The sequence below is a fragment of the Kutzneria sp. NPDC051319 genome (assembly GCF_040682195.1).
Classification (GTDB): Bacteria; Actinomycetota; Actinomycetes; order Mycobacteriales; family Pseudonocardiaceae; genus Kutzneria.
The window spans coordinates 16,702-30,177 of record NZ_JBFBAM010000027.1; the positions used below are offsets into that span (position 1 = coordinate 16,702).

At 70.9% G+C, this 13,476-nt stretch carries 15 protein-coding genes; 4 read left to right on the plus strand and 11 right to left on the minus strand.

What is annotated here, in order from left to right; all coding sequences use genetic code 11:
- Nucleotides 1–34 precede the first annotated feature (34 nt).
- A complete protein-coding gene (locus tag AB0M73_RS25385) occupies nt 35–892 on the minus strand; it encodes a heme-binding protein (RefSeq protein WP_363894866.1) in 858 nt (285 codons plus the stop codon).
- Nucleotides 893–895: 3 nt separating this feature from the next.
- On the minus strand, nt 896–1,378 hold the full coding sequence (locus AB0M73_RS25390; RefSeq protein ID WP_363894869.1) for a hypothetical protein: 483 nt from the start codon (nt 1,376–1,378) through the stop codon (nt 896–898).
- Between the two features lie 247 nt (nt 1,379–1,625).
- Between AB0M73_RS25390 and AB0M73_RS25395 the strand changes: the two genes are divergently transcribed.
- Complete coding sequence (locus AB0M73_RS25395; protein ID WP_363894872.1) at nt 1,626–2,966, plus strand: coenzyme F420-0:L-glutamate ligase; 1,341 nt, start codon at nt 1,626–1,628, stop codon at nt 2,964–2,966.
- A gap of 73 nt (nt 2,967–3,039) precedes the next feature.
- Nucleotides 3,040–3,579, plus strand: coding sequence for an NUDIX hydrolase (locus AB0M73_RS25400; protein ID WP_363894875.1), 540 nt, complete (start codon nt 3,040–3,042; stop codon nt 3,577–3,579).
- On the opposite strand, the gene AB0M73_RS25405 is transcribed toward AB0M73_RS25400, so the two are convergent.
- Genes AB0M73_RS25405 through AB0M73_RS25420 form a run of 4 tightly spaced genes read right to left on the minus strand, consistent with a single transcriptional unit; the run spans nt 3,576 to nt 7,220 of the window.
- Nucleotides 3,576–4,457, minus strand: a complete 882-nt coding sequence (locus AB0M73_RS25405; RefSeq protein WP_363894878.1) for a DNA-3-methyladenine glycosylase 2 family protein — start codon at nt 4,455–4,457, stop codon at nt 3,576–3,578. The genes AB0M73_RS25400 and AB0M73_RS25405 overlap by 4 nt on opposite strands.
- Nucleotides 4,445–5,041 (minus strand): DUF4276 family protein, encoded by a 597-nt coding sequence (locus AB0M73_RS25410; RefSeq protein WP_363894881.1) that lies wholly within the window; start codon nt 5,039–5,041, stop codon nt 4,445–4,447. The genes AB0M73_RS25405 and AB0M73_RS25410 overlap by 13 nt, the downstream gene beginning before the upstream one ends.
- Complete coding sequence (locus tag AB0M73_RS25415) at nt 5,038–6,123, minus strand: AAA family ATPase (protein ID WP_363894884.1); 1,086 nt, start codon at nt 6,121–6,123, stop codon at nt 5,038–5,040. The genes AB0M73_RS25410 and AB0M73_RS25415 overlap by 4 nt, the downstream gene beginning before the upstream one ends.
- Nucleotides 6,124–6,125: 2 nt before the next feature.
- A complete protein-coding gene (locus tag AB0M73_RS25420) occupies nt 6,126–7,220 on the minus strand; it encodes an NDP-sugar synthase (protein ID WP_363894887.1) in 1,095 nt (364 codons plus the stop codon).
- A 117-nt stretch (nt 7,221–7,337) separates the two neighbouring features.
- Between AB0M73_RS25420 and AB0M73_RS25425 the strand changes: the two genes are divergently transcribed.
- Nucleotides 7,338–7,943: a hypothetical protein gene (locus AB0M73_RS25425; protein WP_363894890.1), complete on the plus strand. Its 606-nt coding sequence runs from the start codon at nt 7,338–7,340 to the stop codon at nt 7,941–7,943.
- Here the strand turns inward: AB0M73_RS25425 and AB0M73_RS25430 are convergent.
- From AB0M73_RS25430 to AB0M73_RS25440, 3 genes are all read right to left on the minus strand, one after another.
- Nucleotides 7,909–8,802 carry a glycosyltransferase family 2 protein gene (locus AB0M73_RS25430; protein ID WP_363894893.1) on the minus strand — a complete coding sequence of 298 codons (894 nt, stop codon included), beginning with the start codon at nt 8,800–8,802 and terminating at the stop codon, nt 7,909–7,911. The two genes, AB0M73_RS25425 and AB0M73_RS25430, sit on opposite strands and share 35 nt — an antisense overlap.
- A gap of 11 nt (nt 8,803–8,813) precedes the next feature.
- Entirely contained in the window at nt 8,814–9,947 is a 1,134-nt protein-coding gene (locus AB0M73_RS25435; protein ID WP_363895106.1) for a glycosyltransferase family 1 protein, read from the minus strand.
- Nucleotides 9,948–10,013: 66 nt separating this feature from the next.
- Nucleotides 10,014–11,120, minus strand: coding sequence for a glycosyltransferase family 1 protein (locus AB0M73_RS25440; protein ID WP_363894896.1), 1,107 nt, complete (start codon nt 11,118–11,120; stop codon nt 10,014–10,016).
- A 30-nt stretch (nt 11,121–11,150) separates the two neighbouring features.
- Between AB0M73_RS25440 and AB0M73_RS25445 the strand changes: the two genes are divergently transcribed.
- A complete protein-coding gene (locus AB0M73_RS25445; protein WP_363894899.1) occupies nt 11,151–12,056 on the plus strand; it encodes a glycosyltransferase family 2 protein in 906 nt (301 codons plus the stop codon).
- On the opposite strand, the gene AB0M73_RS25450 is transcribed toward AB0M73_RS25445, so the two are convergent.
- The gene (locus tag AB0M73_RS25450) at nt 12,053–12,964 is read right to left on the minus strand and encodes an alpha/beta hydrolase (RefSeq protein WP_363894902.1); all 912 of its coding nucleotides are present in this window, start codon (nt 12,962–12,964) and stop codon (nt 12,053–12,055) included. The genes AB0M73_RS25445 and AB0M73_RS25450 overlap by 4 nt on opposite strands.
- On the minus strand, nt 12,961–13,374 hold the full coding sequence (locus AB0M73_RS25455) for a hypothetical protein (protein WP_363894905.1): 414 nt from the start codon (nt 13,372–13,374) through the stop codon (nt 12,961–12,963). Before AB0M73_RS25455 ends, AB0M73_RS25450 begins: the two co-directional genes overlap by 4 nt.
- Nucleotides 13,375–13,476: the final 102 nt, after the last annotated feature.

A 13,476-nucleotide genomic window follows, 5' to 3' on the forward strand; every position in this document is an offset into this window, starting at 1 on the left:
GTCGATCTTCTGGCGAGCCGCCGCGCACGGACGTCTACTGCTTGACCAGCGTGGCCACCTGGATGTGCGGCCAGTTGATGCCCAGGAAGTCGAGCGTCACCTGCTGGGTGTACTGGAGCTGCATGAACGTGCTGCCGTCGTCGGACTGCACCTTCTCGATCCAGAAGATCGCGCTCATGGCCACCGCGTTGGCGTTCTTCACGACGAACGGGATGTTCTGGATGCCGCCGGTGACCCCGCCGACATTGGTGGTGGTGCTGATGATCAGCACCGTGGTCTCGACGATCTTCTGCTTGCTGATCGCCTCGGTCAGCACCACGTTCGGATTGGCGATCGCCCCGGCGTCGATGCCGGGCGGCAGCGGCGTCGTGGTGAACGGGTCCAGATAGGCGCCGGTCAGCTTCTGGCCGGCGTTGGGGCCGGTGGAGAACGTCGGCGTGGAATCGACCGGGTCGATCAGCGGCGGCCCCTCCACGGTCAGCGACGAGCCCTGCGCCAGCAGCGCGTCGCCGTGCGGAATGGTGGCCATGCGGACCACGCTGGCCGGCGCGGCCGGATCGGTGGTCGCCGGAATGTTCAGCCACATCCCCGGTTCCAGGTGCAGCGCCCCGTTGGTCGCCGCGTCGCTGACCTGCTGGAGATAGTGCACGCCCAGGAAGAAGATGTCGTCCTGGCCGCTGCCCCGGTTCGGGATCGGCGAGCCGATCGGCGTGAACGACAACGTCTCCCTGGTCGCGTTGAGCTCCAGGAAGAACGGCTTGTTGTCGTGCTGGTCGGGCCTCGAGATCAGGTTGAAGCCATTGCCGACCCAGGTGCCCGGCAACTCCAGCAGCGGACCCAGGTCGGGCCCGGTCTGGGCGACGGGCGCACTCGCCCGGAAAACAGTAGCCATTGTTCACAACCCCCGTGTGTTGGCGCGTACCCGCGCCATGACGACAAAGCAGGCGGCGAGCAGAATGATGTCCTTCAGCACGTACTGACCGGCCAGCGTCGGCGCGTGGTCCGGCCCGCTGAACAACTCCGCCGGAAACAGCAGCAGCGGCGACAGAATCGCGATCGCCCACGCCGTGAGCGGATACACGAGCAGCCGCAGCCCCCGGCCGGTGATCAGCGACAGGCCGAGCAGACACTCGACCGTGGCCAGCGCCGGCAGCGCCACCTGGTCCGGGACCAGGCCGAACGTCAGGATCCGGTTGGCGTGCAGGACCAGGTCCTGGGCCGGGCTGATCCCCGAGAAATACTTCAGAAAACCGAATCCGAAGATCACCAGGCCCAGCGTGATACGGAGCAGCGGAAAGCTGTACCGGTCCAGCCAGCCGTCCACCCTCACCCGCCGCGGCGACGGCCCCGGTTTTGTCGCACTACGAAGTTCCCCCATCGGAATTCCCCCTTGTCCCCCGACACCAGACAAGACGTGCGAGGGAACCTCACAGATGCACTTCGTCGCCCTCTTCACACTTTCGTGCACTTCGTGGCGAGCGTGCCGACCGGCGAGTACACTGCTTTCTTTTCGCCAACCACCGCGGATGTGGGCAGCGCCTCGGGTGGGGGCGCGCGAGGGCGTGGCAGGATACGGCCGTGAGCATCGCTGGCGTATTACACGATCACCGAGCCGGGAGCCGACGTTGACCGATCACGCCGAGGGTTCCGTCGAGCTGCTGCCGGTGCCCGGGCTGCCCGAGTTCCGTCCCGGCGACGACCTGACCGCGGCCGTCGCCTCGGCCGCGCCGTGGCTGCGCGACGGGGACGTCCTGGTGGTCACCAGCAAGATCGTGTCCAAAGTGGAGGGTCAGCTGGTGCCCGCGCCGGACGACCTCGCCGAGCGCGAGGCCCGGCGGCGGGAGCTGGTGGTCTCCGAGTCGGTGCGGGTGCTCGCCCGCGTGAAGAACACGCTGATCACGCAGAACCGGCTGGGCATCGTGCAGGCCGCGTCGGGCGTGGACAACTCCAACGTGTCGCAGGCCGAGATCGCGCTGCTGCCGCTCGACCCGGACGCCTCGGCCCGCAAGCTGCGGTCGGAGCTGCGCGACCGGCTCGGGGTCGACGTGGCCGTGGTCATCACCGACACCATGGGCCGGGCCTGGCGGGTCGGGCAGACCGACGCCGCGATCGGCGCCGCCGGGCTGCCGGTGATCCGCAGCTACGCCGGCGAGGTCGACAACCAGGGCAACGAGCTCGTGGTCACCGAGGTCGCCATCGCCGACGAGATCGCCGCCGCCGGAGACCTGGTCAAGGGCAAGCTCGGCGCGGTGCCGGTCGCCGTGGTGCGCGGACTGTCCTTGACGGACAACGGATCCAGCGCGCGTGACCTCAACCGTCCGGTCGAGGAAGACCTGTTCCGCCTGGGCACCAACGAGTCCATCGCGCAGGGGCGGCGGGAAGCCGTGCTGCTGCGGCGTTCCGTGCGCACCTTCTCCGGCGAGCCGGTGGACTCCGACGTGCTGCGGCGGGCCATCGGCGTCGGTCTGACCGCGCCGGCCCCGCATCACACCCATCCCGTGCGGTTCGTGTGGGTCCGGGACCGGGCTCGGCGGACCAAGCTGCTGGAGGCCATGCGCGACCAGTGGCGGGCCGATCTCCGGGCCGACGGCTGGGACGAGGCCCGCATCGAGCGTCGCGTCGCCCGTGGCGACCTGCTGTGGGGCGCCACCGAGCTGGTGCTGCCGTTCATGGTCATGGACGGCGCGCACGACTACCCCGACCCGGCGCGGCAGGTCGCCGAGCGCACCATGTTCACCGTGGCCGGTGGGGCCGCCGTGCAGGGCCTGCTGGTCGCCCTGGCCGCCGAGGACCTGGCTTCGTGCTGGGTGTCGTCGACCATCTTCTGCCCCGACATCGTGCGGGCCGTGCTGGACGTGCCGGCCGACTGGTCCCCGCTCGGCGCCGTCGCCGTCGGGCATCCGGCCGACGGTGTCGCCGGGCCTCGCCCGCCCGCGCCGACCGAACTGGGATTGGTGGAGCTGTGACCGAGCTTGCGAGGGCACCATTCAACACAGCGAGCCGGGTCGCAGACCCGCCGAGCGCTAGCGAGGTGGGCCTGTGAACCTCCATGCCGACGCCGTGTCGACGTTGACCCGGTGGCAGACCGCCTCGGAGCCGCAGGAGGCTTTGCGGCAGGCGTTCCTGGGCTTCCTGGCCGCCCGCGAGGACGCCTGCCGGCGATCGTGCGAGCCCGGGCACATCACCGCCTCCGCCCTCGTGCTCGACGCCACCGCGGAGAACGTGCTGCTGACCCTGCACCCTCGGGTCGGGCGGTGGCTCCAGCTCGGCGGCCACTGCGAGCCTTCCGACGCCACCCTGGTCGACGCCGCCCTGCGCGAGGCCACCGAGGAGTCCGGGATCCGGGGCCTGCGCATCGAGCCCACGCCCCTGCACGTCGACGTGCACGGCATCACCTGCTCGCTCGGCAAGCCCACCCGGCACTTCGACGTCCGGTTCCTCGTGCGGGCCCCCGTCGGCGCCAAGCCCGTGCGCAGCGCCGAGTCCGTCGACCTCCAGTGGTGGCCCGTCGAGGCGCTGCCGTCCAACGTCGACACCGTGCCCGAGCTCGTCGACCTGGCCCTGTCCCGCTACCGCTAGATGGCCCGGTAGTCCCTGGCTGAGAAACGCGGGGCGAACCTGGGCTTCCTGAACCCCGACGCCTCGATGTAACGGACCGCGCGCTGGCGGTGCGGCCGGTACGGCTCAAGCACTTCGAGCATGCCGTCGTCGTCCAGCGCGTGGCCCACCAGGGCCCAGCCCACCACGCTCGGGATGTGGAAGTCCCCCACGCTCACCTCGTCCGGGTCTCCCCAGACGCGCTGCGCCACCTCCGCCGTCGTCCACACCCCGATGCCCGGGATCAGCCGCAGCTTCTCCTTGCTCGTCAAGGCATGCGCGGCCGCCGCCGCGTTCAACAGGGTCCGTCGGCGCTGCCCGTCCACCCCCGCCTTGTGCCACTCCCAGTCCTTCACCGCCAGGATCGCCCTCGGCGTCGGCGGCACCCTCATCCCCAGCGGCGCCGGCCCCGGCGCCGTCGCCCCGTGCCTACGACACAGATCCCGCCAGGACCTCCGCGCCTCGTAGCCCGTGACCTTCTGCTCCAGGATCGCCGGCACCAGGCTGTCCCACACCCGCCCCGTCTTCCCCAGCCGCAGCCCCGGATTCCGCCGCTTGGTCTCCCGGATCAGCTCGTGGTGCGCCTCGAACCCCTCCGGCTCGTCCTCGGCCCCCAGCAGCCTCGGCACCCCGTCCAGGAGTTCCTCCGCCCCTTGCCCCCACGCCTGCGCCACCACCGCGCCGTCCCGCCTCGCCAGCCGCAGCGACCCCGGCCCCTGGGCGCCGTTCCCCGTCAGCCACACCGCCCCGTCCGCCCCGACCTGGAACGCCGGATCCCCCGCCCCACGCCGCAACGGCCCCACCACCGCGCCGATGTCCAGCGGGTAGTCGGGCGTCCAGCGCCGGGTCAGAGGCTCCACGGTGGCGGATCCACCTCCAGCAACCCTTGCAGGGCACTGATCAGCCGTCGAAACGACCGGCTGTTCCGCCAGGTGGTTTCCAGGTCGATCAGGCTGGAGAACTTCGTCTGGTGCAGGGTTTCGTGATACGTCTCCAGCATCACCTTCGCCAACCGCTCCTTGGCACCACGCGGTAGTTCGGGATCCCCGTCGAAGCTCGCGTCGTCACCCACCGATGCATGCGATCGAAGCGACGGCAGCGAGGCCAGGAACCACGCCTCGAACTCACGGTTCGCGAACACCAACTCCGTGCTGGCAAACGTTGCCCGCGCTGTCTCGTCCAAGGATTCCCGCAGCCGGCAAGGGCAGTCGTCGTCCGCGTCGAAAAGGACAACCACGCCACCGGCGCCGGACACCGCCGCCGATGCCGCCATGACCACCTCGGCGAGTCGCCCCGGATCAGCCAGTTTCGACCTCGGCACCCGGAATGGCTGGGCGACATTCATCGGCCAGTTCAGCTCCCAGCCGATCCTCCGAAGCAGGACGGGAAACGCCTTCGCGTCGCCGTGCCCCTCGACGACCGGTGCGATCACCGGGAGGGTCACTCGTCCACCTTCGGCTGGAGCTGGTCGGTCCGCAGCAGCTCGCCGGCCGTGAAGAGGGACCCGTCGAGCGCCCGCTCGCCCACCGGACCGAGCGGGCCGACGATCGTCCGGTCGTTGACGAACCGCACGGCCACGATCTCCGACCGCTTGATGCCCGGCACTTCGAGCAGATCAGAGCTGTGGCTGGTCACCAGCACCTGACGGCGGTCGGAGGCATCGCGCAGCGCGTCCATCAACACCCCGACAGCGGCCGGATGCAGCGCCAACTCGGGTTCCTCGATGCCGACGACACCAGTGCCGGAGAACAGCGCGGTCAGCACACCGGTCGCGCGGAGCGTGCCATCCGACATCGACGTCGCCTCGAACTCACGCAACTGCCCACTGGCCGGAAGGTTCTGCCGGAATCGCAGTGTCTCGAAGGAATCGACGCGCCGGCCGTCGACTCCGAGCAGGTCCGGCACCACGAGCCCAAGGTAGTCCTCGATCCGCTGTTTGTCGGCCGGTTCGAGCAGCGCGAGAATATGAGCAATGTTCGACCCGTCGCCAAGCAACTCGGACAAGTCGTCGGACTTGCGAGGCCGGACCATTTCGCCGGGGCTCGGCCGGAATGTCCGGTAGCTACGCAGACTCCGCAGGACGCCGAGACCGAACTTGCTCCTACGGGCATGGCTGTCCAGAGAAAGCTGGAGTTCCTGCCAGTCAGGGGGCAAAAGCGATGTTCGCGCTTGACCGAGCTTTCCGCTGACCAGTCCTTCTCGCAGAGTCGCGTATCCGTTTCCGGCCACCCGCCCGACGGTGAAGTCGTAGGCACCGGGCGTTCCGTCAAGCGTGAAGTCGATGATGACGCTGAAGGATTCGGAATCCAGGTACGTCAGCGTCGACATGCCGCCGCGCTCCCGGATGGCGTTCTCCAGGTTGGTGTTGAGGGCATCGGCCACGAACTGGAGGGCGTCGAGAAAATTGCTCTTGCCGGAGCCGTTGGGGCCTACGAGCAGGGTGAGCGGGCCGAGTTCGACATCACACGACTCGACGCTCTTGTAGTTGCGGAGGCGGACCCGCGTGATGTCGAACCGGGGGGCCATGGCTAGGCGTCCGTGGAGAAGCGGACGGCGGTGTCGGGGAGGTGGATGCCGGGCCAGACGCGGGCGCCGTGGAGGAGCTCGTTGTGGGAGCCGACGACGGCGTCGTCGCCGATGACGACGTCGCGCAGGGTGGTGTGGGAGCCGATGACGGCACGGGCGCCGATGAGGGAGCTGGAGACGGTGGCGCCGGCGCGGATGACGGAGCCGTCGAACAGGACGGAGCCGTCGACGACGGCGCCGGCCTCGACGACGCAGCCGGCGCCGATGGTGGAGCCGCCGGTGATCTTGGCCGAGGGGTCGACGACGGCGCCGGGCAGGACGATGGCCTCGCCGGGAGCACCGGGGAGCGCCGCCGAGGGGGCGATGCCACGGACGAGGTCGGCGGAGCCCTGGACGAAAGCGCCGGGGGTGCCGAGGTCGAGCCAGTACGAGGAGTCGACGTGGCCCTGGAGACGGTGGCCGGAGGCCAACAGGTCGGGGAAGGTCTCCCGCTCGACGGAGACGCGACGACCGGTGGGAATGGTCATCAGGGCCTCGCGCCGGAAGACGTAGCAGCCGGCGTTGATCTGGTCGGTCGGCGGGTTCTCGGTCTTCTCCAGGAACGCGGTGACCCGGCCGTCGGCGTCGGTGGGCACGCAGCCGAAGGCCCGGGGATCGGGAACCTTCACGAGGTGCAGGGTGACGTCGGCGTTGTTGTCACGGTGCGTTCCCACGACACCGGCCAGGTCGACGCCGGAGAGGATGTCGCCGTTGAAGACCATGACGTCGTTCTCACGCAGCCGGTCGCCGACGTTGCGGATGCCGCCGCCGGTGTCGAGGGGCTCGGACTCGACGACGTACTCCAGCTCCAGCCCGAGGCGGGAGCCGTCGCCGAAGTACTCGGCGAACACCTCGGCCTTGTACGAGGTGCCGAGGACGACGTGGGTGATGCCGACGGCCCGGATCCGGGACAGCAGGTGCGTCAGGAACGGCACCCCCGCGGTGGGCAGCATGGGCTTGGGCGCCGACAGTGTCAGCGGACGGAGTCTGGTGCCCTTGCCGCCGACGAGCACAACGGCGTCGACCCCACTGACCTGCTGTCCGACGCTGGACGACATGCCGGGTTTCCTCCTCCACTGACGCGGGTGCGACCGAGGGAATACTCTTGCACGTGGCGGATCGACCGGGCATCGGACCCGGTGGCCGGCACGCCGGACTAGGGAAGAGGTCGGGAGATGGACCCCCGCGACCGGGCCGACGCAGCACTCGCCCGCGCCAGTGCCCGAAACCGGTGGGCGGTGACGCCGGACAACGCGACGTCGCCGATGGATGCCAAGCCCACGGTGCAGATTCCGCGGGTGGTGGTGAACGCGGCCGATCCCCGCGAGCAGGATCCGGACACGACGATCACGCTGCCCAGCGCGGTCGCGGCGGGGAAGGTCCCGGTGCCGCCCCAACAGCAGGGCCAGGTCCACCAGTCGCAGCCGCTCCCGCACGTCCAACAGACGCAGCAGGTCCCGGCGGCGCAGCAGTCGCAGCCGCTCCCCACGGTCCAGCAGTCCCAGCCGTTGCCGTACGTCCAGCAGTCGCAGCCGCTGCCTCACGTCCAGCAGTCCCAGCCACTGCCTCACGTGCAGCAGTCGCAGCCACTGCCCCACGTCCAGCCGACCCAGCAGCTGCACCCGCAGCAGGGTCAACAGCAGCAGGGTCAGCGGCCGGACTCGGAGCAGCCGACCAAGCAGCTGCCGGGCATCATCCCGACGACCCCGCAGAACCAGGGCCGCCGCATGTCGCTGACCGACCGCCTCAGTGGGGCGCTGCCGGAGACCGACCAGCCCTGAGCTCCAGTTTCAGCCGCAGCGCGAGACCGGCCCGGATGGCCAGCCGCAGCGGCGCGGCCCACGGCCCGCGGTTGCGCTCGGACAGGTACTTGTACGCGCTGGTGTGGTGCGCGGCCAGCATCCGCTCGGAGGCCCGCGCGGTGGCGTGGCCGCCGAGGTGCACGACCTCGGCCGACGGCACGTACACGTTGAGCCAGCCGGCGCGGCCGAGCCGGTCGCCGAGGTCGACGTCCTCGAAGTACATGAAGTAGCTGGAGTCGAAGCCGTCGACGGAGTCGAACGCGGTGCGGCGCATCAGCAGGCACGACCCGGAAAGCCAGCCGGCGGGGCGCTCGGTGACGGAGGTGGCCTGCTGCCGGTACTCGCGGGTCCACGGGTTGCCGGGCCACACCTTGCCGAACACGGCGTGCCCGAGCCCCTTGCCGATCGACGGCAGCAGTCGGGCGGACGGGTAGACGACGCCGTCGGGCTCGCGGATCAGCGGACCGAAGGAGCCGCCACGGGGCCACCGTGAGGCGGCCTCGATGAGCGTGTCGAGGGAGCCGGCGCCCCACTCGATGTCCGGGTTCACGACGGCGACCCAGCCGACGTCGTCGGGCAGCTCGGCCACGCCCCGGTTGGCGGCGCCGCCGTAGCCGATGTTGCCGCCGGTGCGCACGAGGCGGACCTCGTCCCGCTCGGCGGCGGCCTTCTCGGGCGCGCCGTCGGTGGAGCCGTTGTCCGCGAGGATCACGGTGACGGTGCGCGTGCTGGCCTTGGCCAGCGTGTCGAGGAACCGGTCGAGCACCTCACCGGGCGAGTAGGTGATGGTCACGACCGCTACTTCGTCGCCGTAGGTCTTCGGCTCGGGCTGCGTCACGCCGGATGAGACTAGTGGCGGGCGCGGCGGGCGAGCACAGCCGCCCGCCCGTAGGCCTCCCGGTGCAGGGTGGCGGACGCCGTCCACGAGAACTCCTTGGCCCGCAGCTGGGCCGCCGCGGCCAGGGTGGACCGCCGCGCGGGGTCGTCGAGCAGCTCGGTGAGCCCGGCGGCGATGTCGCCCGCGCCGACGCCGCAGTACGCCACGGTGTCGCCGCCGACTTCCGGCAGGCTGAGCCGCCGCGTGGTGAGCACGCACGCGCCGCTGGCCATGGCCTCCAGCACCGGCAACCCGAAGCCCTCGCCGAGGCTGGGGTAGGCCACGACGACCGCGCCGCCGAGGAAGCCGGACAGCTGTTCGAACGGCAGGTAGCCGGCACGGATGACGCGAATGCGGTGCGGCACGGCGTCGAGGGCGCTCTCCACCTGCGTGTCCCAGCCCGGCTGCCCGGCGAGCACGAGAGCGGGCGGGTCCGTGCGCCCCTGGCCGGCGCGGGCGAAGCCACGGATGAGCGCGGGCACGTTCTTGCGCGGCTCCAGCGCGCCGAGGAACGCCACGTACGGGGTGTCCTGGAGGTTGAGGGCCTTGCGCACGGCCGTGACCTCCTCGGGCGACGGCGGATGGAACCGCTCGCCCTCCACGCCGTGGTGCGCGACCTGCAACAGGCGACGGTCGGCGTTGGCCACGCGCGTGAGCTCGTTGGCGGTCGCACGGCTGGGCACGATGCACACGGTGGCGCGGGCCAGCGACGCACGCGTCCACGCGCGGAAGAAGCGGGCCTTCACCGAGGAGTGCAGCGACGGGTCGGTGAAGAAGGTGGCGTCGTGCAGCGTGACGACGGAGCCGACGGGGCTGGTCATGGGCATCGTGTAGTGCGGCGAGTGCACGACGTCGACCCCGAGCGCCCGCGCGAGCCGAGGCAGGCCGCTCTGCTCCCACACCAACCGCGCGGTACGCGCGGCGACGGACTCGGGCGCGGGCACGATCCGAGCGCGCGGCGCCAACAGCCCGTAGAGGGCGGCGTCACGTGGCTGGCAGACGACGCTCAGTCTGGCGCCGTCGGCGTCCAACGCGGCCGTCAGCGAGTCGACGTACCGTCCGACGCCGCCACGGTCGGCCGGCACGGCGGTGGCATCGATCAGCACGCTGGGGTCGAGATGGGGCACCGGAGCAGGGTACGGCGGCCCGGATGGTCATTGCCGACGAATGGACTAACCGAGCGTGCCCAGTCCCAGGTGCACGCCCCAGACCGCCTCGGCGGCCGCGCGCCAGGTAAATCCCGCCGCCCGGGCCCGTCCACGGGCGACGGCGGCCCGAGCGGCCGCCGGGTCGTCGACTACCGTACGCAACGCCGCGACCAGCGAGTTCGGGTCGCCACGGCGGGCGACGAAGCCGGCACCGTCGGCCACCTCGACCAGGGCCGGGGCGTCCGAGTGGACCACCGGCACGCCCACGGCCATGGCCTCCAGCAGGGGCATGCCGAAGCCCTCGGCCAGGCTCGGGGCGGCCAGCACGGTGGCCCGGCGCAGCACGACGGCCAGCTCGGCGTCGGTCAACGGACCCAGAGATCTCACCCGTTCGGAGGAAACGTCGACCTGGCCCCAGCCGGTCGCGCCGACCAGCAGCACGGGCAGGTCGGGCGCTTCAGGCAGCCCCATGGCGGCGATCAGCACGTCGATGCCCTTGCGAGGCTCCAGGGTGCCGACCGCGAGCACGTACCGCGGCGGCAGCGCGAGCCGCTGGGCCACGGCGTCGGCGGCAGTGTTGTCAGAGGCGTCCGCCGGCTCCACGGCGAGCGCGTCGGGGACGCCGTGCCCGATCACATGCACGTTCGCGGAGCCGGAGGCGTGCTCGGCCAGCTCCTTGGCCACGGCCTCGGTCGGCACGACGACCGCACCGGCCTTGTGCATGAGCCTCGACACCATCGTGCGGTGCCACTGCGCGCCGTGCGGCGTGAGCGTCTCCGGGTGCGTCCACGGCACGGCGTCGTGCACCGTAGCCACGAGCGTGCGCCCGCGCTTCACGACCGTCGGCGACAGCGGGGTCGGTGCGTGCACGGCGTCGCCACCGGGCCACAGCGGCACACCGCGCTGCCACAGGCGGGCCAGAATCGGCCGTGGCACCGGCAGCATGCGCGGCCCCTCGACGCCCTCTATCCGCGCCGCTGAGGGGTCCGCGCAGCGCGCCACGACGCCCGTGACGGTCCAGCCGTCGGGGGCGGTCGCGGCCAGCGCGGCGGTGAGTTCCCTGGTGTAGCGGCCGGTGCCGCCGGGCACAGGCGCGAGCAGCTGATCGGTCAGCACCACGAGTTCGGGCACGCCCAAGGGTGACATGTACCGTCTGCGGCCGTGGCTGAAGCCCGTTCGACCGTCGTGGTGGTGACCTGGCGCGGCCGGGCGCACATCCGTGAGTGCCTGGACGCGCTGGCCGCGCAGGACCGCGTCGCGAAGGTGCTGGTCGTGGACAACGCCTCCGACGACGGCACGGCCGACCTGCTGACCGGTCACGATGTGCTGCGGCTGCCGCGCAATCGTGGCTACGCGGGGGCGCTGGCGACGGCGCTGCCGCGCGTGGACACGGAGTTCGTGGCGTGGCTCAATGATGACGCCGCGCCGGTGTCATCGTGGATCGCCACGCTGGAGGACGCGCTTGACCGCCACGGTGATGCCGCGGCGGTCACGTCGTCTCTGGAGCTGCCGGACGGCTCCGTGCAGTCGGTGGGCGTGCGGTTGACGGCCGACGGTCACGGCGCCGACACCGCCCTGGCTGGACGCGAGGTGTTCGGCTTCTGCGGCGGCGCTGTGCTGATGCGCATGGCGGCGCTGCGGTCGGTCGGAGGCGTGCCGGCGGGCTTCTTCTGCTACTACGAGGACACCGACACGTCGTGGCGGCTGCGGCTACGCGGCTGGCGGGTAATTTCCGTGCCGGCGCGGGTGGTGCACCGGCACGGGGCGAGCAGTCGACTCGGCTCCTCGAAGTTCCACCACTGGAACGAGCGCAACCGCCTGCTGATGCTCGTGCGCTGCGCCCCGCTCCTGGTGGCGCTGGAGCAGCTGGCCCGGTTCGTGGCGATCACGGCGGCACTGCCGTTCCGGAAGCCCTTGCCGGCGCAGAACTTCCGGATGTCGCTGCGGTTGGGCGTGCTGGCCGACGTCGTCTGGCGGCTGCCGGCGGCCCTGGTGGCCCGGGCCCGGATCTCCGCCACGGCAAGGGTTCGCCGTCGCGAGCTGTGGCGCACCTGGGCCGGCCGCTAGCGCAGCGAATCCAGGATCGCCGCCACCTCGACCGCCTTGGTCATCACGCCGAAGTGCGAGGCCGCCACGTCGTGCACGTCGAACCGGCCGGCGTCGCTGATCATCCGGTCCTGCAACGCCAGTGGGATCGCCCGGTCCTGCGTGAACCGCACGTAGGTGCGCGGCACCCGGCCGCCGGTCGACGGCTGGAGCGAGCAGTCGGACAGGCTCACCCCGTACGGCTCGTCCGGCTGCAACCCGCCGATCGCCGCCCGCAGCTGCGCGTCCGTGCCGTCCGCCATGTAGGCCTCACGCAGCATCGCCAGCACGACCGGATCGTTGGTACGCCAGTTGAACCGGTTGGCCAGCACTACCGCGCCGTCGGCGGTCGGCGGGAACTTCAGCATCAGGCTGTCGGCGTTTTCCTTGCTCTGGAACGCTTCCGCCACCGTCTTGAGCACGGTGCAGCAGTACCCGGACACGTACACCGCCCGCCGCACCAGATGCGGGACGGCGTTGCACACCGCGCTGACCGTCGCCCCACCGAGGCTGTGCCCGACCAGAATCGCCGGACCGATCCGCCGCAGCACCGACACCACCCGGTTCACGTTGTCCTGCAACGAGATCCCGGCGATCGGCGACACCTCCGTGGTCATGGCGTGGAGGTCCTGCGGGGCCTGGAACCACATGGGGAAGAAGCCCTCCGCGCCATGCCCTGGTAAGTCCACTGCCATCGCCACGCGTCCACGCTGCACCAGCTCCCCCACCAGCTGGAGGTAGGCGCCGCCGCTGCCGTGCGAGCCGTGCACGATCAGCAGCGGCGGCTTCCCGTGATCCGTCGCGGCCGACGCCGAAGGCGAGGTCAGCACGCCAGCGCCGGCCGCGGCGGTCACGCCAGCGGCCAGGCCGAGCAACTTCCGGCGGTTCACGCCGCCACCTTCTTGGCGAACAGGCTGCGGACCGACGGCTGCATCGCGGCGACGAACAGGCCCACCAGCACGAGGGCCTGGGCACCCATCAGCGTCTCCATCCACAGCGGGAACTGGCCGGTGCTGATGGCGTAGGCCAGGCCCAGGGAGCCGACCACGGCGATGACCACCACGCGGATGTACATGGCGCGGCTGCCGGCGCGCAGCTTGCGGGCGATGCCGATGTAGATCAGCGACACCAGGGACACCGCCACCGGGCGGATCCAGGTTGTGTTCTCGAACACGCTGTAGGCCTCCGCGCTGCCATGCGCCTGATAGGCGACCAGCTGGGCGTAGAAGACGAAGGTCAGCGCGGCCTGGAGCAGCGCGAGTCCGAGATTCACGTACAGCAGGTTGATCACCCTGGTCATGACCCCTCCTTTGCTTGGTTGAGCCGCTTCTTGCTCGACTGAGCAAAACATAGCTCGTGCGAGCATGAGGGAGCAATCGGGGTTTACCCTGATCTCGGCGCG